Below are 24,857 nucleotides of genomic sequence, written 5' to 3'. Positions count from 1 at the left end.
TCTTTTGTCATAGCCACAAAATAAACAAAAAGGCCTATTCATCGCAATCATTCCCAACGCACAGGCAGCTCCCGGCCGGGTGCGCTGAATGCCCTGCGCTCTTTAACTGCCCTGTATGCTGGTGCCAAGCAAAAGCACTACCCGGGCGTAACCTCTTTCCGCGGCATCAGTGTTTTGCGGGTAGCAGTAGCCCAAGTAAAAGCACAGCACTAACGTAGCAAATAAACGTAGCCACAAGTTTTCTTTTTGGTTACTTTTTCTTTTGTATAATAGAAAAGTAACATCCACTGGCTTACGGCAAGTACGTCCCTGTGCTACCAGGGCACTACATGAAATTAAAGCACAAACACAAAGTTGCTTATGAATGTGCAGCGGTTGCTTCGACGGCTCCGCTGCTGTCCCCTCTGTCTCGCAATGACGTGTGGTTTAAGTTCTCTCGCTTTCTCATCCCCGCTCCACTACTTTAACAACGCCACCAATCCCGTCCACCCGGTTTGATGGCTTGCGCCTAAACCTTTGCCGTTATCGCCATGAAAATACTCGTGAAACAGAATGTAATCTTTAAAATGCTCATCATGGTTCAACTTGGGGTGACCGCCAAAAACCGGGCGTTCGCCTTTATCGTTACATAAAAAAATGGATTTTAAACGATTGCCTAACTCACCGGCAATTTGAGCAAGGGTAGCGTAATTACCTGAACCTGCCTGGCATTCAACTTTAAAATCATCGGTGTAATACTCGTGAAAACGGTATAGCGATTCGACCAGCAGGTAGTTTAACGGTATCCAAACCGGGCCGCGCCAGTTGCTGTTGCCACCAAACATGTTACTGTCGCTTTCGGCAGGAGTGTATTTTACCGAATAATCTTCGCCGCCAAGCCAATATTGAAAGGGTTGATCCTCGTATACTTTAGATACCGAACGAATGCCGTAGGGCGAAAAGAATTCTTTATCGTCCAGCATCCGTTTCAGCAGCAACTTCATGCGGTGACCGCGCAATAATGAAAATAAGTGGGTTTGATTACCCTGTATGTCTTTCCATCGGCTAACCAAATTAACCAGATCGGGACGCTGCTTCATAAACCAGTCGAGCCGCTTTACCAGGTTGGGCAGGTTTTGCCATTTAGATTCTTCAAAAACCTCAACCGCAAACAGGGGGATCAAGCCCACCATGGTACGTATACGCAGGCGGTCCCAGGTGCAGTCGGGGTGGCGCAACAGGTCGTAATAAAAACCGTCTTCATCGTCCCAAAGCCCGGTCAGGTCTTCGCCCATATCGGCCAGTGAGCCGGCTATGTATAAAAAGTGTTCGGCAAACTTAATGGCCATACTTTCGTAGGCATTGTTATGCAGGGCCAGTTCCATGGCAATGCGCATCATGTTGAGCGAGTACATGGCCATCCAGCTGGTGCCATCGGCCTGTTCTAAAAAGCCGCCGCCGGGTACCGGAGCGCTGCGGTTAAAAACACCTATGTTGTCCAATCCCAAAAAGCCGCCCTCAAATATATTATTACCTTCACTATCCTTGCGGTTTACCCACCAGGTAAAATTCATGGTGAGTTTCTGGAAGACTTCTTCTAAAAAAGCCAGGTCGCCGGTGCCGGTGGCTTTGCGCTCCATTTCAAAAACTTCCCATGTGGCCAGCGCATGCACTGGTGGATTTACGTCTCCAAAATCCCACTCGTAGGCAGGTAGTTGCCCGTTTGGATGAATGTAATTGGCGCTCACCAGCAGTTTCAATTGGTTTTTGGCAAAGCCGGCATCCAACGGAGCCAAGGCAATGCAATGAAAGGCCAGATCCCAGGCGGCAAACCACGGGTACTCCCATTTATCGGGCATCGAAATAATGTCTTCGGCCACAAAATGTTGCCAGTGATTGTTTCGGCCGGTGCGCCGGTTGCGCGGGGGGGCAGGTTCGCCGGGGTCGCCGTCGAGCCAGCGTTTAAGGTTGTAACTGTAAAACTGTTTACTCCACAGCATGCCCGCCCAAGCCTGGCGTTGCACCAATTTTTCATCGGCTGTTGCTTTTTCGCCATGCAATGGTGTATAAAAACCATCGGCTTCAGCCATGCGGGTATTAAAAATATCATCAAACCCGGCAAAGGGTTCAGCTTGTTTATTTTGGCTCAATCGTAATTTAATGGTAACACTGCCTTTAGCCGGTACATTTAGTTTATACCAATAAGCCGCCTTGGTACCTATATCATTAGTATTAACGGCATTTAGATCATTACTAACAACGCGATCATTTATACCATCTTTTACATACGCGGTTTTGTTTGCCGAATTATATAAACGTTCATTATTGGTTTCGTTTTCGGTAAAAAGCAATTCGGCATTGCCATCGGCATAGCAATGGTAGTCATGCAGTTCCCGGCAACGCAGAAATAAGGTGTTATTGCCTTGCGAAAGTATCTCCGGCCTTGCGTTACCATCGGCCAGCCAGGTATTCCTGAACCAAATTTGCGGAAGGATGTGTAGCTCTGCGTCGGCCAGCCCACGGTTATGTATGGTATAGCGTATGAGGATATCCTCTTCGTTGTTTTTGGCATACTCGGCAAAAACGTCAAAGTACTCGTCATGGTCAAAAATGCCGGTATCGATCAGTTCAAACTCAGGCTCGTGTTTGCTGCGGCCACGGTTTTCTTCAACCAGCTTTTTGTATGGAAATGCCTGCTGCGGATATTTGTACAGCATTTTTAAGTAGCTGTGCGTAGGCGTGCTGTCGAGGTAGTAATATAGCTCCTTAACATCTTCGCCATGGTTTCCTTCTCCGTTGGTAAGCCCGAAAAGGCGTTCTTTCAATATCGGATCTTTGCCGTTCCATAGGGCAAGGCTCATGCAGAGTATCTGGCAATCATCGCTTATACCGGCAATACCTTCTTCGCCCCAGCGGTAGGCTTTACTGCGGGCGGCATCATGGCTTACGTAGTTCCAGGCATTACCGTCGGCACTATAATCTTCGCGTACAGTTCCCCATTGGCGTTCAGATAAGTACGGCCCCCATTTAAGCCAGTTATTTTTACCTGCATAATGTTCTTGCAGGCGAATTTGTTCAGCATTCATAGGCATATGTTGAAACAGTTATCGCAATATAGGTTTTTAAAATGCCGGTGTTATTACAAAGTAGTTAAAATGGCACGTTTTACTTTTTGCAGATATTTATGCCAATTTTAGGTGATACCTTGTATTAATTGCACACCTTACTTAATAAGGGTATCACTATGGAAGCAAATACGATTAATCATGAGGCATGGCTTACCCGGCTGTACCTTGATGCTTTCCCGGCAGCGTCAAGGTACATTAGCAAGCAGGGTGGCAGTTTGGATGAAGCTAAAGATCTATTTCAGGATGCGCTGGTGATCTATTACGAAAAAACTATTGCCGGTAACACCAATGCTCCGCGTAACGAAAAAGCTTACCTGTTAGGCATCACCAAACACCTGTGGTATCATTACCGCCAAAAACAGCAGGGGTTATTGAGCGATGATGTGCTGAATTATACTGATATACCAAACGACGCGCCCCTCATTCCATCGGCCAAACGTTTACTGCGTTATCTTGAAGCTGCCGGGCAGCGTTGCATGGACATGCTGCAGGCCTTTTATTACGATAAGCAAAATATGCGGGAGATAGCCGAACGTTTCGGCCTCTCGGGCGAGCGGTCGGCCACGGTGCAAAAGCACAAATGTTTAGAAAAAGTACGCGATAAAGTGAAAGAAAAATCCCTGGTTTATGAAGATTTCTGTGAGTGATAGCCGGCAAATAGATCTTTACCTGCTCAAACAATTGGCTCCCCAAGACAAGCTGCTGATGGATGCCCGATTTGTGCTCAACCCTGCGTTGCACCAAACCCTGCAATGGCAATACCAGGTACATGTACTGGTGCAAATGCGCGGACGCAAACAATTAAAAGAGCAGATAAAGGCGGTAGAAGAAAAGTTCTTTATTGCGCCGGAGTATATAAGTTTTAGAGAAAGGATTTGGAGGTTGTTTAGGTAAAACGCTTAGGGGGATGTCGTGAAAATAAAAATGTCACCTCGACGAAGGGGAAATCTTTTCGGGTTGATCACCTGACCGCCTCGAAAAGATTTCTCGTACCTCGAAATGACATTAGGGATAAGAGAGTGGTGCCGAGCAAGCTCGGTTATGGAGCCTGCTTATTCGAGCATAAACGCCTTATACTCGTCCTTCGCATACTCGCCCCAGTCTTTCATGGCTTCATCAAGTGTGGCGCGTAGTTGTTTGTTGTTAACTGTTTTGCCTTTGGTTGGTGCTATCAGCTTAGCCGGAGGAATAGCTACATCAGTTACCTTAGTAGCAAACCAGGTAATATTTTCGTGAGGCATAGCTAAGCCTAATATCATGCCTGGTAAACCGCTAAAATTTTCCGGCCCGCCCGATACGGCTATCTCCTCGGTATAAAAGGCAACCAAATAAATAGAATCCATAATAACTGCATTGGCCCGGCGACATGCAAAACCAGCAATTTCGCGGGTTTCGTCGGTTATTTTCCATTTAATGGCGCGTATGCTGTCTTTTACTAAAAAGGTTTCTTCGTAAACCTTTTTCTGGATAACGCTGGTTTGGGTGCTCAGGTCAGATGCCGTGGTATTGTTTTGCGCTACCATTACCGCTCCCCAAAAGTTTTGCGGACCATCATCAGGCTTAGGCACAAACATGGTTTTATTATCGCCAAAAGTTAATGTACTGGTGAGTTTTTTAAACTGTGGCTGCGATTTACGGTACGATTCATAAGCCGGTTGCATATAGCTCTCGTTGTCTTTATTAATCCGCTTTTTCATAATGGCCCACATGTTTATTGTCTTCTCGTACTCAATGGTTCCACTCTCGGCAAAGTGAGCATTTTGAGCCATTATACTGCCGCTAATGAGCGTAAGTGCAAGTGCTGCTATAATATTTTTGATCTTCATGATGGAGTATTGCTAAAGGTTATTGTTTAGGTGCACCGCCGCCCATTTTGTTAAACTCGTAAATTATTGAGAACAGGAAATAGCGTTTAATAGTAGTGTAATTGTTTTGGGTAATGTAGTTACCCGATATATTACGGCTAAAGCCCTGATTTTGGTTAAATACATCGTTACAGTTGGCTTTAATTTTAAGGTTTTGCTCTTTAAAGAAAGACTTAGTGATAGATGCGGTTAACAGGTAACGGCTAAAGCTTTCATTAAAGGTTTCGGTAGCGGCGCGGTATTGGTACTCGCCTTCGGCACCTATTTGAATTTTACCGGGCAGGTAAACGTTTAAATAATGGAAGCCGTTAAAGCCTTTACCGTTGTTGTTAGTGTTAGGGTTTAACGATGATACACTGGTGTTGTAGGTAGGGCCAAAGTTGGCGTAGAAATCAAATTTCTTTTCCACATAGCGAGAAATATTTAAGCCAACCTGGTAAGTATTTGAGCGCGAACGATTGGTTTGCTCAATAGTATTGCGGGTTACTTTGTTAAACGAGGTGTTACCGCTTGCATAAGCGTTTATACCTACGTTTATGCCAAATAAAAACTTAACCTTACTATCCATTTGGGCGTTTATGCTAAAAGCAGTAGGGGTTTCAGATGCCAGGTTTGAATAGCGGCGGGTGGTTTTACCGGTGCTGCTATCAAAATCAGAGTTGCTTACGATTGGGTTTGAGGTAAATGAGTACGAACCATTAAGCCATATAGAGCGGTTACTCAATACTTTGTACGAGTTGTAAGTAGCCTGGAAACGGTTATTGAACGATGGCGTTAAGTTAGGGTTACCCTCAATAATGGTGGTATTATCGTTGTTGTTACGTATGGGCTGAATTTGATCGAGGCTTGGCTGGCGGGTGTTACCATTGTAGTTAAACCTGAATGATTTTTGCTGCGAAAAACGGTACTGGTAACTGGCCTGCGGGTTCCAGTTAGAAAAGTTACGGGTAAACTTGTTACCGGTGTACATATCCTCTTGCTTAAAGTTTGCTAAGCCAACCTTAGTGCCGAAGTTAAAGGTGGTTTTGTCTTTTTTGTAATTGAATACCGCTCCGGCCTGGTTAATTAACTGGTCTAACTGGTAGTGGTTACTAAAGCGGGTATCCAATACATCATAATTACCACTTCCCGGTGTTGATTGCCCAAAGGCTCTGCGGTCGGCATCACTGTTGCTTACGTTTAAGCCGTAACTTGCCAGTATAGAAGATGATTTGCTTAACGGTTCAGTATAAGTAACGCTGGTGGTTACCATGTTCGATTTTACATCCGTATATTTTTCCAGATCTGTTAGCTCGTTGCCGGTTGGTGTGCCGGTTTCATTGAAACTCTCTAATCTGGCGTATTGCTGGCCTTCATTGTCCACACGGTCTAATGACTCGCTCAGGCTAACTGATAGCGTGCGGCCCACTTTTTTGAATTTTTTGGTGTATAACGCACTGAAATTAAAGGTTTTTTGATCTCCTTTGGTGTTAAGCCTGTTAATGTTATTGTTTAACCTCGAACCCGACGACCTATCGCTTTGCGACAAGGTAGTGTTCTCGGTTTCAGTATTTTTAAAGGTACCATCAAACGTAAGTTTCAGGTTCGATAGGCTGTCAAGCTTTAAATTATAAGCACCATCCAGCTTTTGGCGAAAAATATAATTGCGGAAATTGGAGGTAGAGCGCGAGTTGATAAAATCAGCTCCCGGGGTATTACCGGCAATATTGTTTTGAGTTAAATTGCTTCGGTCGCCCACCACGTTTAACGAACCAATTTTGTAGTTCCCGTTAATGGTTTGCTTATCACCACTCCATTTATTATCATAGTGTAAACCACCTGCACGGGCTGTTGGAAAACCCTCGCCGTTGTATTGGCCACCCCAGCCTTCAATATCATCGCTGTTGTTGGAGAAGATAGAAATACCACCATCCGAAATTTCCACGTTATTGTTCGAAGTACCAAATTTATTGGCATCTTCCCAGCCTAAACCGGTTTTACCCGTATTGGCCAATGTGCCATAGGCCGACATTTTTTCTTTACCGGCAAATTTGTTTACTGCCAACTGGCCCGAGTAAAAATCTTTGGTTCCTAAACCGGCATCAGCCTTGCCAAAATAGCCGTTCTTTTTATCTTCTTTAAGTTTAATATTGATGGTTTTGGTTTTTTGGCCATCATCAATACCGGTAAAGGCAGCCTGGTCGCTGGTTTTATCGTATAGTTGTACTTTATCCACCATATCGGCACGCAGGTTTTTGGTTACCAGGGTGGGGTCGTCGCCAAAAAACTCTTCGCCATCAACCAGTACTTTGGGTACAGCCTGGCCCTGTGCGGTTATTTTGCCGTCTTTGTCAACCTGTATACCGGGCAGTTGCTTAAGCAGATCTTCAACCTTGGCTCCGGGTTGCACAGTGAAACTTGACGCATTATACTCTGTAGTATCACCTTTAATTTTAATAGCGGCGCGGGTTCCTTTTACAATTACGCCTTCGAGTAATTTTGATTTAAGGATCATGCTTATGCGGCCAAAATTGCGCGTGGTATGAGCCGAATCGAGCGTAAACTCCTCCACATAATCAGCATACTTGGGGTAGGTAGCCAAAAGGATAAACTTGCCTTTCCCGAGTTTTTTAGTGATCGAGAAACTACCGTCGGGGGCTACGCGGGTAAAACCACGCAGGGTTGAATCTTTGGCGTTAAGAACTGAAATGGTGGCATTTACCAGTTTTACATTGGCAATGGTATCGGCAGCGGAGCCTTTTACCGAGTAAGTGGTTTGCGAAAAACCAAGCTTACCAACAAGCAATGCGAAGAGGAGGGTCAGGGTGTATTTCATGAAATAAGGTTTCGGCGATCAAGATATAACTAAAAATTTAGTCACCAAAGGCCTTTCTTGTTTAAACACGAAATTTAACATTAATTAACAAGAAACTTTGGCTTATAAGTATATCGCTTACTCAACAGGATAGACGCGATTAAATTGCAGATGTTACAGTGTTGGCAAAATAAAATTAGCTGCAGCTATAAATTCATTAATTTTATTGCGTGAATCGCATCGACCGCATATCGGCCATATTAATTCAGTTGCAATCGCGCAGGGTGGTTAAGGCACAGTTTATAGCCGATAGGTTTGACATTAGTTTGCGTACCGTTTACCGCGACATCCGTACACTTGAAGAGGCCGGAGTACCCATAATTGGCGAAGCCGGGACTGGTTACTCGCTGGCCGATGGCTATCGTTTGCCCCCCATTGCCTTTACCCTTGAAGAAGCCACTGCCCTGTTTACTGCCGAAAAGCTGGTGGAAACGCTAACCGATGAGGTAAACAGCGGCAGCTATCAATCGGCCATGTATAAGGTGCGTGCCGTTTTACGTAATGCCGAAAAAGATTATTTAGCCGGGATAGACAGCCGGGTTGAAGTACTAAAAAGCCGCCGCACCACACAATTGCATGAAGGGGTTAACCCCATGCAGCCTATTTTGAAAGCCATTGCCGAAAAGAAAGTAGTAAGCCTTAAATATTTTTCGTACTACCGGCAGGTACATACCGAGCGTTGTGTGGAACCGGTAGGCGTATTTTACCTCGACCGCTACTGGCATCTTATAGGCTTTTGCCGTATGCAGAACGATTATCGCGATTTTCGTTTCGACCGCATGCTGGATGTTAAGTTGACGGATGAGAACGTAGTAAAGCAGCACCCTGCCCTCAAAACTTACATTGATAATAGTTACCACGAGCGCGATGTGCACAAGGTGGTATTGCGGGTTGATAAAAAAATGTCCCTTCACCTGGGAGACGAAAAACTGTATCACGGCCTGGTAGGCGAAGTTGATTTAGGCGATGAAATAGAAATGACCTTTTTAACTGGTTTTATGGAAGGCTTTGCCCGCTGGTTTTTGTTTTTTGCCGATTATGCCACCATTATTGAGCCCGAAATTTTGCGCGAAAAGGCAAAAGAAGTTATTGATAAAGTTTTATTGAAACTGTAAGATCCTGCTGACATAGGGTTGTCACTACGTGGTGGTTTATTTGTATCAAACAAAAAAACAATCACCATGAATATTACCCCATTGCTTTTAAAAGAGCTTGACGAGGAAACTAAAACTACCCGCAAATTTTTAGAAATTGTACCTGAAGATAAGTACGACTGGCAACCACACCCCAAAAGTATGACCGTGCGCCGCCTGGCCGCCCACATTGCCGATTTGCCCAACTGGATAGCTATGGCCCTCACTACCGCCGAGCTCGATTTTGCTAACAACGACTGGAAAGAAGAAGTAATAAACGATAACGGTGTGTTACTTAATGCCTTTGACCGCGCAGTTGCCAACGGTACAGCCCAATTAGCACAGGCAACCGAAGGCCAATATTCTGAAATCTGGACCCTCCGTAACGGCGATCACGTCATCAGTAAACGCACCAAGTATGAGGTTATCCGCATGGCTTTCGGTCAAATGAGCCATCACCGTGCACAATTAGGTGTATTCCTGCGCCTGCTGGATATTCCGATCCCCGGTTCTTACGGGCCAAGCGCTGATGAGATGTAAACTCTCCCCTTTGCCAAAATGTTATCTCGAACAATACTTCTTCAAGTCTCCCCCTCCGGGGGAGATTTAGAGGGGGTTAACAACCATCACCATGAAAACGCTACAACACAACCATACCGATATTATAAGCCGCATTAACAACCTCACCGCACAGAGCAAACCCCGTCGTGGTAAACTTAGTCTTAGCCAAATGCTCACCCATTGCATAGCCATATTACAGGTAACCGCTGCCCACCAGTTCTCGCCCGAATCATTTGCCGACCAGATACTCAAGGCCATCAGCAAAAGCGCATCGCCGCAACACAATGCTATTCATGAGGAAAAGGAAAGGCTTATTAGCAGTGTAAAACAAAACGCCGATAATACCGACGCGGGCATTTATCAAAATCTTGATGAGCATTTGCAGCGATTCAGTGTGTAAACGGTACGTTTTAAAAGGGCAAAGCTACGTTTACCGTCAAAATGGTATCTTTGCCGCATGTTTGAGGTTATCCTGAAAAAAGGTAAAGAGAAGGCGGTATTGCAACGTCACCCCTGGGTGTTTTCGGGGGCAATAGAGCAGGTTAAGGGCAAGCCTGCCAATGGCGATGTAGTTAAACTGCTTGATGTACAGGGCCGGTTTATGGCCTGGGGATTTTATAACGATCAATCGCGCGTAGCACTGCGCCTGCTGGAGTGGGACGAAAGCGTAGCTATTGACGATAACTGGTTTCGCCAAAAAGTGGGTATCGCTGTGGATAGCCGCAACTTTGTACTGGCCGATGGTAAAACTAACACCTGCCGCCTCATATTCAGCGAAGCCGATTATTTGCCCGGACTGATCGTTGACAAATATGCCGATTACCTATCGGTACAAATATTAACCTCAGGTATACAAAACAATATTGCCGTTATTATTGATGAGTTGCAGCGCTTGTTGCAACCTAAAGGTATATATGATAAAAGCGATGCTTCATCGCGTGCGCACGAAGGCCTGGAAACCGCCAACGAAGTATTGGCCGGCAACCCGCCGCCCGAGTTGGTTGAGGTAATGGAGAACGGTATAACCTACGGCATCAACATAGCCGAAGGACAAAAATCGGGTTTCTACTGCGATCAGCGCGATAACCGTATGCTGGTTGCTAATTATGCAACCGGTAAAAAAGTGCTCGACTGTTTTAGCTATACCGGTGGCTTTACCCTCAATAGCTTAAAGCACGGTGCGGCATCAGTTACCAGTGTTGATAGTTCGGCACTGGCTATCGATACCCTCAAAAGGAACATCGTGCTTAACGGCCTCAACGAGGCAAAGCATCATTCTATACAATCAGACGTAAACAAACAACTGCGCCGCTTTAAAGACGAAGGTGAAACGTTCGATATTATCGTACTCGATCCGCCTAAATACGCGCCATCGCGCTCGGCCTTAGACCGTGCCTCGCGTGCCTATAAAGACCTGAACCGCATAGCGATGCTATTGCTCAATAAAGGCGGTTTGCTGGCCACCTATTCCTGCTCGGGCGCTATGGATATTGATACCTTTAAACAAGTACTGGCCTGGGCCGCGCTTGATGCCGGCAAGCAGGTACAATTCATCCACCAGTTTTGCCAGCCCGAAGATCACCCGGTAAGGTCGTCTTTCCCGGAGGGCGAGTATTTAAAAGGCTTGTTGTGCAGAGTAATTTAAATTGATTTCGGAAGTCGGATGTTCGATTTTGGATTAGCTTTTACACCATTTCCTCCACTACGTCATTGCGAGACACAAGTGGGTAGAGCGTGGCCGTCGAAGCAATCCGGTAGTTGCTTGCAAAAAGTATATTAAGGCACTACCGACACGTGAGCCTGTGCTATTAAACTCCCGGATTGCTTCGGTACCCTATGCACTTTCCCCTTTCCACCTCGCAATGACGAAATAACAAAAAAATGGCCGCTCGTCTGCGATGAGTTCACTACTTACAAAAAACGGTCGCCTGAACATCAGGCGACCGTAACACTTACATATGAAAACTTAATTAGGGGCTTGGGGAGTTTGGTTAGCAGGATAACCCTGCGATAATACTTATTCTCTGCTGGCTAAAACCTGAGCAGGAGTGTTTTGAGTTTTTTCGGCTTGGATACCTGCAAAGATCACACCTTCGGTATAAGCATGGCCTTTGATAGCCATGGTAGTAGTGCCTTTAGCTAATGGAGATACTACGATGTGGTAACCTTGAGCATTTACTGTTTTTTGTGCTGCAGCTAAAGTGAACTCGTTATTAGCTTTTGCTACCATTCCATTGTACATACCTTCGTGCTGCATGTAAAAGCTGTGGAAAGCAGCTTCTTTGTAGAAATTTTCTAACAAAGCACCGTAACGTTTAAAGTCAATTTTGTTTAAGTCTATGCGGTAATCAGCTTTTAAGCCGAAACGGCCGTTATTCATCTGGAAAGCGTACAAGCCTTCTACATAGCTTTTGGCTAACCCGGGGTTGCGGCTTAACTGGGCATTTAGCTGCTGTACACCTTTTGAGTTTTTGAATGAAGCGAATTTGTTCATTACCTCAGCATAGTAATCTGAGTTATGGTCAACAATATTGGTATCGTTTTGAGCAAAATCGGTTAAGGCTAACATGGCATAACCTAACTCTACGGTTTCTGATGACTGGGCGTATACTTTACCTGCGTTTGCTTTAGCGTATTTAGAAGTAAAGCGGGAAGCAACATTTTGAGTTTGGCAGCTGGTAAAGAAAGCAGCAGCGAAAAGGATGATGGCGGCGAAGGTAAAGTTAGTTTTCATATCGATCAGGGGGTATTAATGAGTTGTTGAATTTAATTTGTTGTTGTTTGATAAGTAATAGGCAACTGTTATACCATCAACTAAACAAAAACAACAAATAAACCAAAAACAGCCTTTACGCTATCAAAAATACACATTCTGCCTCGTGCCAAAACCTCAAACAACAATCAGCGAGTATTATGCGATGGTTAATATTTCCCCAACTTTACCCGTTTGGTGGGGAAAACACATTCCTCAAATAGTATATTTACCACCATGATACGTTGCCTTGCGGTTGATGATGAAGCTTACGCCGTTAAAATTATAGCCGACTATATTAACAAAGTTCCTTTTCTTGAACTGGCCGGTACCACTACCAGCGCCATCGACGCTTTAGGCATGGTGCAGCAGGGTGGTGTCGATTTGGTTTTTCTCGACATACAAATGCCCGATTTAACCGGCATACAGTTTTTGAAACTTTGCGGCAGCAAGTGTAAGGTTATCCTCACCACGGCCTACCCCGAATATGCGCTGGAAGGCTATGAACATGACGTAGTAGACTATTTACTTAAACCGGTACCGTTCGACCGTTTTTTAAAGGCGGCACAAAAGGCACTTAATGTATTGCAGCCGGCAAGTAATACCGCTCCTACAAATCCGCCCCCGGCTCCACCGCTCCCCGAAACCTCTCCCAACTATATATTTATAAAGGGTGAAAGCAAAAACAAGTATCTAAAGGTTGGTTATGACGAGATACTATATATTGAAGGATTGAAAAACTATGTATCGGTATTTACCCCCGGTCAGCGCATTATTACCTACCAAACCCTGCGCGATCTGGAAGAGCAATTGCCCCGTCCGCCGTTTTACCGGGTGCACAAATCATATATAGTATCGGTAAATAAAGTGCGGATGATAGATGGCCATACTGTTTATATTGGCGATACTTCCATCCCGATAGGCGAAACTTACCGTGATGAGTTTTATAAAGTAATACGGGAGGATTAGGAGGCATTTCTACTTTCGCTGTTGAGAGGAGCAGATGATTGTCTAAATTAACATTGTAAATACAATTATTGCTTGAAAATCTCTTATAATAGTAGTTTAAATGCAGGATATAATTAAAATAGCCGTTGTTGGGCCCGAAAGCACAGGCAAAAGCGCCATGTCGACCTATTTGGCTAACCATTACCAAACGGTTTGGGTACCCGAGTTTGCCCGGGGCTATTGCGAACAACTTACCGGCGATTGTACCTGGCAGGATGAAGTAAATATGTTTCACGGCCAGTTGGCGCTTGAGGCCGAATATGTACCTAAAGCCAATAAGTTGCTCTTTTGCGATACCACCTTCATCACCATTAAAATATGGAGCGATGAAATGTTTGGCAAAGCACCACAGGAGGTATTAGATATGTTACCAAAGCACACCTACGATTTATACCTGCTTCTCAATATTGATTTACCCTGGGAAGACGACCCGCTGCGCAACTTCCCCACCATGCGCGAACATTTTATGGAAGTATGGCATAACGAGTTGCAGGCACTTAATGCAAATTATACCATAATCTCAGGAACCGGCCAGGCGCGTTATCAAGCTGCGGTTAAGGCAGTGGATGAGTTTTTGGTGAAGGTTAGTTGATAGGGGAGTGATTGATGGGTTGAATAGTTGAAAACTCCTATCGTGCCGAATCTATTTATTTCCGGTAACCATGCAATGTTGAACGCCGCACTACTTAGCATGTGGGTTGCTGAAACAAGTTCAGCATGACGGGAGGTGTGCTTTTAATTCTGCCCATCTTAAAAATTCCTAAAATTCCGGATCAATAAGTAATACCCTCGCTCCTCCATCCCCGAAACCCCATTTGCTTTATTCCCTCAAAATCATTTACTTAGCTGTCCGCCTAAGCCCGCATGCCAACAAAACCCTAATGTTATGATTAAACACTATTGTTTATTGCTCACGGCTGCCTTATTTTGCGGCCATAGCTACGCCCAACGCATGAATATTAAACCCGCGCCATACCCCCAAACTAAAAAGGGGACCGTTACCGACACTTATTTTGGCACCACCGTGCCCGACCCATACCGCTGGCTGGAAGACGACCGCGCCGACGATACCAAGGCTTGGGTGCAGGAACAAAACAAGGTTACGCAGGCTTATCTTAACCAGATCCCTTTCCGCGAAACCATACGCAAGCGCCTGGAAACGCTGTGGAACTATGCCAAGTACAGCGCGCCTTTTAAGGAGGGCGCTTATACGTATTTCTATAAAAATGATGGTTTGCAGGCTCAGGCGGTGCTGTACCGTCAGGCCGAGGGTGGCGAACCGGAAGTGTTTTTAGACCCCAACACGTTCAGTAAGGATGGCACCACGTCGATGGCCGGTATATCGTTTAGTAAAGACGGCAGTTTGGCGGGCTACCAGCTTTCGGGCGGGGGCAGCGACTGGACCAACGCCGTGGTGATTAACGCGCAAACCAAACAGGTGGTGGGCGATACGCTGAAAGACGTCAAATTTTCGGGCATTGCCTGGCGCGGCAACGAGGGTTTTTATTACAGCACGTACGATAAGCCCAAGGAGGGTAGCCAGCTATCGGGCATGACCGATCAGCATAAGCTTTACTGGCACAAACTGGGCACCCCCCAAGCCGACGACAAACTCATTTTTGGCGGTGCCGAAACCCCTCGCCGCTACATCAGTGCCTACTTAACCGAAGATGAACGCTTCTTGGTGATCACGGCCGCAAATTCCACCACCGGCAACGAGCTTTATATACAAGACCTGAGCAAACCCGGCAGCGCCATTGTAAACGTGGTAAACAATATGGACAATGTGCACTACGTGGTTGATAACGTGGGCAGCAAGCTTTACATCTACACCAACCTGTACGCGCCAACATACCGCCTGGTAACGGTTAATGCGGCCGATCCGCAGAGTGGTAAGTGGAAAAACCTGATCGCCAAATCGGCCAATGTGCTGGAGATTTCAACTGCTGGCGGAAAGCTGTTTGCGCATTATTTAAAGGATGCCACTACGCTCATTCAGCAATACAGCATGGAGGGTAAGCTTGAACATGCGGTTACCCTGCCGGGCGTGGGCACGGCGTCGGGCTTTAGCGCCAAAAAGAAGGATAAGGATATTTACTATACGTTTACCTCGTACGTGTACCCAAGCACCATTTTTAAGTACAATGTGCAAACGGGGAAGTCGGACGTGTATAAAAAGTCGGGCGTGCAGTTTAACCCCGAGTTGTATGAGAGCAAGCAGGTATTTTATAAATCGAAGGATGGCACCCGCGTGCCCATGATCATTACCTACAAAAAAGGGGTGGTGCTTAACGGTAAAAATCCTACGTTGCTGTATGCCTATGGCGGTTTTGGGGTGAATTTAACGCCATCGTTCAGTACGTCGAACATTGTACTGCTGGAGCAAGGCGGCATTTACGCCGTACCCAACCTGCGCGGCGGCGGCGAGTACGGCGAAACCTGGCACAAGGCCGGCATTAAAATGCGCAAGCAAAACGTGTTCGACGATTTTATTGCCGCTGCCGAATACCTGATAACTCATAAATATACCAGTAAAGACTACCTCGCCATTGCAGGCGGATCGAACGGTGGGTTGCTGGTAGGTGCCACCATAACCCAGCGCCCCGATTTGTGCCAGGTTGCTTTCCCGGCTGTTGGCGTAATGGATATGCTGCGCTACAACAAATTTACAGCCGGTGCAGGCTGGGCTTATGACTACGGCACCGCCGAGGATAGCGAGGGTATGTTTAAATACCTCTATCAATATTCGCCATACCACGCCCTTAAACCGGCCAGTTACCCCGCCACCATGGTTACCACCGCCGATCATGACGACCGCGTGGTTCCGGCGCACTCGTTTAAATTTGCCGCCCGCCTGCAGGAAATGCAAAAAGGCCCGGCCCCAACTTTGATTCGCATTGAGACGAATGCCGGTCATGGTGCAGGACGGTCGACAGCACAAATAATAGGGCAGGAGACGGATAAGTGGGCGTTTATGTTTGTAAATATGGGTGTTAACCCCACCCCAGCCCTCCCCGGAAGGGAGGGGGCTAAGGATTGAGTAGCAGAGCGTCTACCGCTCATTGCCGCGGGGGCTCTTTGTTCTTTTTCTTGATAAAAGAACCATCCGCCTAAGGCGGACACCTCCACTAAGCTTCGTTGTCGCACAAACCTCGCTGCAAAGCGGGGCAGCACCACGGGCTTTTTATCTTTTGCCCGACTACGCTCGCTCTAAGGCCCGCGCTTCAGCAAAATCTAAGAGGCCCTTTCCAACCGCACAAGGCCATCTTGTGCTGCCCCGCTTTCGGCCCGAAGCTGGGAGCTGACAGCTGCGGGAAAGGTAGAAGGGTTAAGGGCGAAAGGCCAAAGTAAAAGCGAAAAGCAAAGGCCCGAAGTTGCGACGCAACTTCGGGCCTTTGACTGTTAAAAAGAGCGCGGGGCTTCCACAACGCCCGGCCGGGAGTGGGCCTGTGCGTGGGCAGGGATCGTTGTGGATGGTCCGCCTTAGGCGGATACTTTGTGGCTATGACAAAGTAACAGCCTACGCGGCGAATGAGCGAAAAGCGACAGGCTCGTGAACAGTGCATGATGAGATTGCCACGCTATCGCTCGCAAAGACATGGGTTTTTCTACGCGCAAAGCTAACCACCACGTCTTTGCGAGACAGAAGTGGAAAAAGCAGCGGCCGTTTAAGCAATCTCTAAACTGTGAATTAAATGGCTTGCCTATCTTAATTCCTAACAACCCAATACCCAATAACTAAATATGGGCGTTGCCTCCGGCACGGGCTTTACACTGCAAGTCCTCACTCCGCTATGCTGCGTTCCGGGCTTTCCGTTGCAATCCCTAACGCAAACTTCATGTATATCTATATAAATCGAACCTTGGTTTGTAAATACCGCTATAGTTTGCTTATTTATATGAAAAGTACTAACAGGTTCTTTAATGGTATTAGCCTGAATAGTAATCTTCTTTAACAAAGACCGTTTTAGTAAACCATAGATTTGCTGTTTTTTTGTAGCTTGGAAAGCGTGTCTTGATCAAATATATAAATGTCAATCATTTCGGAATCAGGCATATTGCGGAACTTTCTGTTGGGCAACGAGGTCATTGTACTCTTGTGTGGATCAACCCAATCATCTATATACACCTTATCGTTTAATAACATACTATCCGTAACCTTACCAAAATTTCTGTCGTTCCACATTAAAACAGTAAGTGTATGCGGTATTGTTTTTAATAATTGCTACCACACTTCGCCAATGGCATGAAGATGCTAACATGATGAGTGAAATTAAGGGCATAATGCCTCTGCATTTATTCATAAGTCTTTCGCCTTCGTTAAGTGAGAATTTAATTTATCTTTCTCCAGCTTTGCCGGCTTATTCCACACTCGCAAATTTCAAACAACTCGGGCTATCCACCTCAATTTTATTAGCCGTTTGCGTTAACTGCCCTGTGGTGCGGTTAATTTTAAATACCACCACGTTATTGCTGTTTTTGTTAGCTACCAGTAGGAAGTTGCCTGTAGGGTCGATCACAAAGTTGCGGGGATGGTTGCCGCCGGTGTTGTGACGTTCTACAAAGCTGAGCATGCCGTTTTCCTGGTTTATGCGGTAAACCACAATTTCGTTGGCGGTACCACGGTTGCTGGCATACAGGAACAGGCCGTCGGGCGATACATGGATGTCGGCACCGCCGGGTTCTTTGGTCGAGCCGTCTTCCATCATGCTTACTTTTTGCAACATTTTGGGTTTGCCGCCATTGTATTCGTAAGTAAATACATGCGCACCCATTTCGGTAATTACGTACATGTATTTGCGGTTGGCGCTAAAATCAATATGGCGCGGACCATCGCCACCGGTTACGCTTACCGACGTTGGTTCGCTTAATGGTTGTGGTTGCGAGGCTTTATATTTGTAGATATGGATCTTATCGCTGCCCAAATTTGTGTACAGCAGGTGCTTTTCATCGGGTGATAATACGGCTGTGTGTACGTGCGGTTTCTCCTGACGTTGCTTGTTAGGACCAAGGTCGGTTGCAGGGTCTTGCATGGTTTGTGAAGCCGCGCCCAGCGAGCCATCCTTACCAACAGGGTAAACATATAAACTACCGCCCGCATAATTAGCCGAGAAAACGTGCTTCTGCTCCTTATCAACCGAAATATAACAAGGGCCAGCCCCTGACGGCTGTTTATTTATTTAATCAGGTTTAATGCGCCCACCTTAGGGTCGAAGGTAAAGGCGCTTACGCTGCCCTTGCGGTCGTCGCCAATTTCGTTTACCGAGTAAACGTACTTGCCATTAGGTGCCACACAGAGGTACGAGGGGTTATCTACCCCACCGCCGGTACGGCTTAGATAAGCCACGCGGCCGCTTTCGGTGTAAAATCTGTATACATAAATGCCTTCGCTGCTGGTACCGGTGGTGTATGTGCCAATAAGCAGGTCGAGCGTTTTAGGAATTTTGCCTTTGCTTTGCGCAAAAATAAGCGAGGGCAACAGGTATAGCAGGAATATAATTTTTTTCATGGAATGTTTGATTTACTTATGCAATGTAGATAATGGAAACATAACCCACTAAATATTTCAATTCTTTTCTTTTGGAGAAATATTTTATTAATTTTAAAGTTAAATTCGTAACTTGGTAAAACCAATATGGAAGTAACATCGTTGTTGCAACATAATTACTAATAAGTAAAATGTAACATGCCAAAACCAGAACTATGTTGTTCAAAATGTAAGCACCCTTATCATTACAAAAAAACAACGCCAGCTATTTTAAAACTAATTGAGAATATCATTCCCATTAAGATATTCTTTTGTGCTAAATGTGTGCAAAATCGCTACCTCGTTATATCGCGTGCGGAGCTAAATAAGTATTGGATATAACTGGCACTCTTTGCCCATTGCATCCGTTTGTCTAAAGCTATTTAATAGGCTCTTAACTGTTAATAGCTAATGCTGTTAAGCCATGCCCACCGGCCACAGCAATGCTCAATAATCTGATCAATCTTCTTTACAATTTTTCCTTCAACTGTATTTTCAATCATCATGGCTGGGTAAATGTTATTTACTTTACTGCCAAACGGTTTTTACGATATTCTTTAGGGCCATATCCCATGGTTTGTGTAAATAAGCGTGAAAAATAAAGAGGATCATTAATGCCAACTTCCAAAGCGATCTCCCGTATCCTTAATTGTGTAAACTGTAAATATTGACACGCTTTCTGGATTTTAAGATGATTGAAATAGTCTATTGGTGAAAACCCTGTCCTTTTTTTAAATAACGATGAATAATGACTGGTTGAAACATTAACCGATGTGGCTATTGCAAAAAGGGTAAGCGGTTGGTTAATGTTTTCCTGCATAAAAGCTATTGACCGGTCAACTAAACTGGTGGTGGCTTTATCAAAACTGGTGGCAAACCGGTCTCTAAACACAAAAGAACCCAGGTATTGCATCATCAGCAGGTTTACATAAGTCAAATTTTCGGTACTGTAGCCTTGCTCCAAAAAGCTGTATAGGCGGTCAAATAGCTGGATGCGGTCTTCAACAAACTCCACATCATATTTATAGCTCTCTTCTTTTTGATAAATTAATCTGAATAGCTCATCGGTTTGCGGGCCAACAAAATGGCACCAGTATATAGTCCACGGGCTTTGCTCGCTTGACAGGTAGGCATGTTTAACTCCCCGTGGAATAATAATAAAAGTGCCAGGACTCACTTGGTATTGGTTAGTGCCTATATCGGCAGTCCCTTTTCCGTCAACACAATAAATCAAAATGTTTTGGGTGGCTCCGGTTGTGCGTTCGCGTTTATGAAATTTGGCTTTAGGGTAGTATCCAACATCGGTTAAGTAACCGTTCTTTATTACATCGTTCTCCTTACAAAACTTAGCTAAAACATTGTTTGGTATAACAATGGCCCGTTGGCCTTCAAACCCATCTGTTTTAAAATTCTGGTCGGTGCTCATTTTATTGCTGCCTTGCGCGGGTTTTGTTTTTTGATAAGCTAATGTAAAATAATATAATCCATTATTGAGCTATATTTTGTATTGCCGGTTAATGCAAAAGTATCAATTGTAGATTATTGCTGTACTTGATTTGTTTCAGAATTAATAAAATGGCTGCTATTAAGGTGCGGTTTTTTGCTAATGTAAAAATATTAGTTCGCTAATTTGGAGTGCATACAAAAATGCCCATTGTTATTGATTTAAGTTTTGAAGTTGATAGATTGTAAGGAATCAAGAACATAGTCCATGTAATTCCATAAATTGTCTATACTGGTCATTTAGCCATCTCCTACATTTGTTTCGTGCTTTAATGTGCAGGGAGTAAGATAATGGCTGCGTACTATTACTGGTGCAGCACATATTACAAGGGGAAAATCTATTAATAAAACCAATTAACTTGTGCAGCAACCTCACCGGCAAACTAATAATGTATCAATGAAAGTAATACTGTTCTCGTTATTTGTTGTACTTACAGTCCAATCTTCGTTTGCACAGGTACGTCAGCTATCGTTGGCCGGCCGCTGGTCTTACCGTCTCGATTCGCTCGACAGGGGTATGGCCGAAAAATGGGAAAATCAAACTTTTACCAATGCAGTTAACCTGCCCGGTACGCTTGATGGCAATTCAATCGGTACACCGGTTAAAGCCGATAGCAGCCTCACTAAACAGGTTATGCTGCATTTATCACGAAAGAAGACTTACATCGGGGCAGCCTGGTATCAACGCGTTATTAATACAAGTGCCAATATGCAGAATGCAGTTGTTTCACTGGAGCGTGTTTTATGGCGTTCGAACCTTTGGCTTGATGGAAAGCCAATTGGTAGCCAGGAAAGCTTGATTGCCCCGCACATTTTTAGTTTAGGTGAACTTAAAGCAGGTAAACACACGCTTACCATTAGGGTTGATAACCGGAAACAGCATGATATAAGTGTAAATGATTTTGCCCATGCCTACACCGATGGTACGCAAATCATTTGGAACGGCATGATTGGCAAAATGGAATTGATGAATGTGGGTGGGTCTTCTATCAAAACGCTTCAAGCTTTTCCCTCATTAGCCGGGCATACTGTTAAAGCCATTATTGCTTTACAACAAAAGCCAGTTAATAAAACATACGCCCGGTTAACCATTTACAATGGTAAAAAGGTGATAGGTACCATCAGACCTGCTGCTATTTCAAAACAGGAAACTGAGGTAGTGATCAAAACCCCGGATGCCAAACCGTGGGACGAATTTCATCCCCAGGTATATCAGCTCCGTGCCGAATTATTGAATGATAAAGGGGAGCTGTTGGATGTAAAAAATACTACACTGGGGTTTCGTGATATTACGGCCAAAGGCAACCAGCTTAAGATAAACGGGCGACCTCTTTTTTTACGCGGAACGCTGGAGTGTAATATATTCCCGTTAGAAGGTCATCCGCCAATGACCGCCCCGGGCTGGGAAAAAGTATTTGAAACAGCACGCGCATATGGACTAAACCATCTCCGTTTTCATTCATGGTGCCCGCCAGAGGCGGCCTTTAAGATTGCCGATTCGCTGGGCTTTTACCTGCATGTTGAATTGCCGCTGTGGGTACTTACTGTGGGTAAAGACCTGGGAACAATAACTTATCTTGAAGCCGAAGCGGCTAATATTATTCAGCAGTATGGCAATCATCCCTCGTTTTGTTTCTGGAGCATGGGTAATGAGTTGGAAGGCGACTTTGACTGGCTGGAAAATTTAGTGCGCAAATTAAAGAAAGAGGATAGCCGGCATTTATATACCACAACCACATTCACCTTTCAAAAAGGCCATGGCACAAAGCCCGAACCTGCCGATGATTATTTTATCACCCAATATACCGAAAAAGGCTGGGTAAGGGGGCAAGGCATATTTAATACCCAACCGCCCGATTTTAAAACAGATTATAGTAAAGCATTGGCCGAAACCACCGTGCCACTTATTATTCATGAGGTTGGCCAGTATTCTGTTTACCCCGATCTTGCTGAGATTGAAAAATATACCGGAGTATTGCGCCCCGATAATTTTAAAGCTATACGTAACGATTTGCGTAAGAAACAAATGTTACCGCTTGCCCCGCAATACCTTAAAGCCAGTGGTGCGCTGACAGTACAGCTTTATAAAGAAGAGATTGAACGTGCTTTGAAAACCCGTGGCGTGGGCGGCTTTCAGCTGCTCGACCTGCATGATTTTCCCGGGCAGGGAACGGCTTTGGTAGGTATACTGAATGCTTTTTGGGATAGCAAGGGGCTGATAACACCCGGAAAATTCCGTGAGTTTTGCGGGCCGGTAGTGCCTTTGCTCCGATTTGAGAAAGCGGCCTACCGTTCAAACGAAACCTTTAATGCCTCGGTAGAGGTTGCCAACTATGGTGGTAAAATAATTCGTGAACCCATAAATTGGACAGTAACTTCGGAAGATAAACTGGTACAGTTTAAGGGAACGCTTGGTGAAAAAACTGTGCCCATTGGCAATGGCAGTTCAACAGGCAGTTTCTCTGTTAATTTGGGGGGGATCGATAAGGCAACAGCGTTAACTGTTGCTGTAAGCATAGGCAACACTCCATACCGCAATGAATGGAAAATATGGGTATATCCACAATCTCTTCCTGCTTATAACCAGGCGGTATTTACAGGCTCTGTTGACAGTGCCATCCAAATGCTCAATGCAGGCAAGCGGGTAATATTTAGCCCCGACGTGGCTGCTATAAATGGCATTGAGGGCCGGTTTGCAACGGTTTTTTGGAGCCCGGTACATTTTCCAGATCAGCCCGGCAGCATGGGGTTGCTGATTGATGAGCAAAGCAAGGCGCTGGCAAATTTTCCAACTAATAACCATTCACACTGGCAATGGTGGGATTTGGTAACCCGTTCAAAATCTTTACAGCTCGACCGCCTGCCGTTCAAAACAAAACCTGTTGTACGTGTAATTGATAATTTCTTTAAAAACAGGGAACTCGCTACCATCGTAGAGTTTAAAATGGGGGCGGGTAAACTATTGATATGTACCATGGATATCAGCAAACAACTCTCTGAAAGGGCAGCAGCAAGCCAGTTGCGGTACAGCCTGTCAACATATGTATCGGGTAACAACTTTGCTCCGGTATATGAAATTTCGGCTGAAGAACTACGACAACTCATCAGGTAACAGGTTAAATTAAACACCTGATTTTGATTGACCAGATTAGGTAAATTGGATGATATATAAAATTATAAAACAGATAAATGACTAATATAACGCCAGGTACGGTACAATTTAATAACCGCTATATTTTAGGAATTTCGTTTATATCGGCTTTGGGCGGATACTTGTTCGGATTTGATTTTGCGGTAATTTCGGGCGCTCTTCCTTTTTTAAAAACGGCCTTTAAACTATCAAGCTGGTGGGAGGGGTTTTTAACAGGCTCGCTTGCATTGGGCTGCATTATTGGTTGCCTTGTAGCCGGTAAACTGGCCGACCGCTATGGCCGCAGGCCGGGCCTTATGGTGGCTGCTGTTATTTTTGCTATATCATCCCTTGGGATGGCTTTTGCACCAGGTTTGTTGTTTTTTGTGGCCATGCGCTTTTGCGCCGGTATTGGCGTAGGTATGGCCTCCATGCTGAGCCCCATGTACATTGCCGAAATTTCTCCGGCTGCCATGCGAGGGCGTAATGTGGCTATTAACCAGTTAACTATTGTAATTGGTATACTCATCACTAACCTGGTTAATTACTTGCTGGCCGATATGCATGATGCCTGGCGATGGATGTTTGGCTGTGGTGTTATACCTTCTTTACTGTTTTTAATTGGCGTGGTTTTCCTGCCCGAAAGTCCGCGGTGGCTTTTAACCCAGGGTCAGGAGTTTAAAGCAACGGCCATTTTACAAAAAATAGGTTCGGGTAGTTTTGCCGTAGATACCCTTACCGCAATTCAATCATCACTTTCAAAAACCGGCAGTAGCAGTTACAGCGCTGTGTTTGCAAAAGCTGTACGGCCTGCGGTATTGGTAGGTATTACGTTAGCGGTTTTTCAGCAGTTATGCGGTATTAATGTGGTTTTTAATTACACGGCAACCATATTCCAGTCGGTGGGCGCAAGCCTTAATCACCAGTTGTTAGAAACAGTAGTAATTGGCATAGTAAACCTGCTTTTTACATTAATTGCCATGTGGCAGGTCGATCGTTTGGGCCGCAGGCCTTTAATGCTGGTAGGGTCTTTAGGGTTGGCCGTTTCGTACGTGGTACTGGCCTTTCTATTAAGCAGTAAGGCATCCATCATCTTAATTTCAATCTTCGTTTTACTACCCATAGGGTTTTACGCCACATCACTTGCCCCGGTAACCTGGGTACTTATATCCGAGATATTTCCTAACCATATTCGCGGCATCGCATCTTCGGTAGCTATTGTGGCACTATGGGGTGCTTATTTTATCCTCGTTTTTACCTTCCCCATACTGGCCGAATACCTGGGCACTTACGGGCCGTTTTATTTATATGCCGGTATATGTTTCGTGGGTTTCTTGTTTGTAAAAAGCAAAGTGAAAGAAACCAAAGGGCAAACCCTCGAGCAATTGGAAGACAGTTTTACAGCACATTGATGGCA

The 24,857-nt window shown here is 45.1% G+C and carries 18 protein-coding genes; 11 read left to right on the top strand and 7 right to left on the bottom strand.

Annotated elements, in window-relative coordinates:
• Positions 1 to 458 precede the first annotated feature (458 nt).
• Positions 459 to 3,065: an MGH1-like glycoside hydrolase domain-containing protein gene (locus QE417_RS10905; RefSeq protein ID WP_311949892.1), complete on the bottom strand. Its 2,607-nt coding sequence runs from the start codon at positions 3,063 to 3,065 to the stop codon at positions 459 to 461.
• A gap of 158 nt (positions 3,066 to 3,223) precedes the next feature.
• Here QE417_RS10905 and QE417_RS10900 point away from each other — a divergent pair, with 158 nt between their 5' ends.
• Positions 3,224 to 3,754: an RNA polymerase sigma factor gene (locus tag QE417_RS10900; RefSeq protein WP_311949891.1), complete on the top strand. Its 531-nt coding sequence runs from the start codon at positions 3,224 to 3,226 to the stop codon at positions 3,752 to 3,754.
• Positions 3,735 to 4,001 carry a hypothetical protein gene (locus QE417_RS10895; RefSeq protein ID WP_311949890.1) on the top strand — a complete coding sequence of 89 codons (267 nt, stop codon included), beginning with the start codon at positions 3,735 to 3,737 and terminating at the stop codon, positions 3,999 to 4,001. Before QE417_RS10900 ends, QE417_RS10895 begins: the two co-directional genes overlap by 20 nt.
• 158 nt (positions 4,002 to 4,159) lie before the next feature.
• On the opposite strand, the gene QE417_RS10890 is transcribed toward QE417_RS10895, so the two are convergent.
• Positions 4,160 to 4,933 carry a GLPGLI family protein gene (locus QE417_RS10890; protein ID WP_311949889.1) on the bottom strand — a complete coding sequence of 258 codons (774 nt, stop codon included), beginning with the start codon at positions 4,931 to 4,933 and terminating at the stop codon, positions 4,160 to 4,162.
• Positions 4,934 to 4,952: 19 nt separating this feature from the next.
• Positions 4,953 to 7,787 carry an outer membrane beta-barrel family protein gene (locus tag QE417_RS10885; RefSeq protein ID WP_311949887.1) on the bottom strand — a complete coding sequence of 945 codons (2,835 nt, stop codon included), beginning with the start codon at positions 7,785 to 7,787 and terminating at the stop codon, positions 4,953 to 4,955.
• Between the two features lie 209 nt (positions 7,788 to 7,996).
• Here QE417_RS10885 and QE417_RS10880 point away from each other — a divergent pair, with 209 nt between their 5' ends.
• The 4 genes from QE417_RS10880 (at position 7,997) to QE417_RS10865 (ending at position 11,165) form a co-directional block, all read left to right on the top strand.
• The gene (locus QE417_RS10880) at positions 7,997 to 8,941 is read left to right on the top strand and encodes a helix-turn-helix transcriptional regulator (RefSeq protein ID WP_311949885.1); all 945 of its coding nucleotides are present in this window, start codon (positions 7,997 to 7,999) and stop codon (positions 8,939 to 8,941) included.
• 66 nt (positions 8,942 to 9,007) lie between these two features.
• Positions 9,008 to 9,499: a DinB family protein gene (locus QE417_RS10875; RefSeq protein WP_311949883.1), complete on the top strand. Its 492-nt coding sequence runs from the start codon at positions 9,008 to 9,010 to the stop codon at positions 9,497 to 9,499.
• A gap of 91 nt (positions 9,500 to 9,590) precedes the next feature.
• The gene (locus QE417_RS10870) at positions 9,591 to 9,920 is read left to right on the top strand and encodes a hypothetical protein (RefSeq protein WP_311949881.1); all 330 of its coding nucleotides are present in this window, start codon (positions 9,591 to 9,593) and stop codon (positions 9,918 to 9,920) included.
• 57 nt (positions 9,921 to 9,977) lie between these two features.
• Positions 9,978 to 11,165, top strand: coding sequence for a class I SAM-dependent rRNA methyltransferase (locus QE417_RS10865; protein WP_311949879.1), 1,188 nt, complete (start codon positions 9,978 to 9,980; stop codon positions 11,163 to 11,165).
• 372 nt (positions 11,166 to 11,537) lie between these two features.
• On the opposite strand, the gene QE417_RS10860 is transcribed toward QE417_RS10865, so the two are convergent.
• On the bottom strand, positions 11,538 to 12,254 hold the full coding sequence (locus tag QE417_RS10860; RefSeq protein ID WP_311949878.1) for a DUF4932 domain-containing protein: 717 nt from the start codon (positions 12,252 to 12,254) through the stop codon (positions 11,538 to 11,540).
• 255 nt (positions 12,255 to 12,509) lie between these two features.
• On the opposite strand from QE417_RS10860, the gene QE417_RS10855 reads away from it, so the two are divergent.
• The 3 genes from QE417_RS10855 (at position 12,510) to QE417_RS10845 (ending at position 16,320) form a co-directional block, all read left to right on the top strand.
• Positions 12,510 to 13,241, top strand: coding sequence for a LytR/AlgR family response regulator transcription factor (locus QE417_RS10855; RefSeq protein ID WP_311949876.1), 732 nt, complete (start codon positions 12,510 to 12,512; stop codon positions 13,239 to 13,241).
• A gap of 100 nt (positions 13,242 to 13,341) precedes the next feature.
• A complete protein-coding gene (locus QE417_RS10850; RefSeq protein WP_311949874.1) occupies positions 13,342 to 13,872 on the top strand; it encodes an ATP-binding protein in 531 nt (176 codons plus the stop codon).
• 294 nt (positions 13,873 to 14,166) lie between these two features.
• Positions 14,167 to 16,320, top strand: coding sequence for a prolyl oligopeptidase family serine peptidase (locus QE417_RS10845; protein ID WP_376717526.1), 2,154 nt, complete (start codon positions 14,167 to 14,169; stop codon positions 16,318 to 16,320).
• A gap of 1,321 nt (positions 16,321 to 17,641) precedes the next feature.
• On the opposite strand, the gene QE417_RS10840 is transcribed toward QE417_RS10845, so the two are convergent.
• From QE417_RS10840 to QE417_RS10830, 3 genes are all read right to left on the bottom strand, one after another.
• Positions 17,642 to 18,424 (bottom strand): lactonase family protein, encoded by a 783-nt coding sequence (locus tag QE417_RS10840; protein ID WP_311954642.1) that lies wholly within the window; start codon positions 18,422 to 18,424, stop codon positions 17,642 to 17,644.
• Between the two features lie 32 nt (positions 18,425 to 18,456).
• A complete protein-coding gene (locus tag QE417_RS10835) occupies positions 18,457 to 18,789 on the bottom strand; it encodes a lactonase family protein (RefSeq protein ID WP_311949873.1) in 333 nt (110 codons plus the stop codon).
• 541 nt (positions 18,790 to 19,330) lie between these two features.
• Positions 19,331 to 20,233 (bottom strand): AraC family transcriptional regulator, encoded by a 903-nt coding sequence (locus QE417_RS10830; protein ID WP_311949870.1) that lies wholly within the window; start codon positions 20,231 to 20,233, stop codon positions 19,331 to 19,333.
• 474 nt (positions 20,234 to 20,707) lie between these two features.
• On the opposite strand from QE417_RS10830, the gene QE417_RS10825 reads away from it, so the two are divergent.
• Both QE417_RS10825 and QE417_RS10820 read left to right on the top strand, forming a co-directional pair.
• A complete protein-coding gene (locus tag QE417_RS10825) occupies positions 20,708 to 23,422 on the top strand; it encodes a sugar-binding domain-containing protein (protein WP_311949869.1) in 2,715 nt (904 codons plus the stop codon).
• Between the two features lie 77 nt (positions 23,423 to 23,499).
• On the top strand, positions 23,500 to 24,852 hold the full coding sequence (locus tag QE417_RS10820) for a sugar porter family MFS transporter (protein WP_311949868.1): 1,353 nt from the start codon (positions 23,500 to 23,502) through the stop codon (positions 24,850 to 24,852).
• Positions 24,853 to 24,857 lie beyond the last annotated feature (5 nt).

The organism is Mucilaginibacter terrae, from assembly GCF_031951985.1.
GTDB classification, from domain to species: domain Bacteria; phylum Bacteroidota; class Bacteroidia; order Sphingobacteriales; family Sphingobacteriaceae; genus Mucilaginibacter; species Mucilaginibacter terrae_A.
The sequence above is the reverse complement of the archived record's forward strand: the minus strand, read 5'-3'. Positions and strand labels throughout refer to the sequence as shown.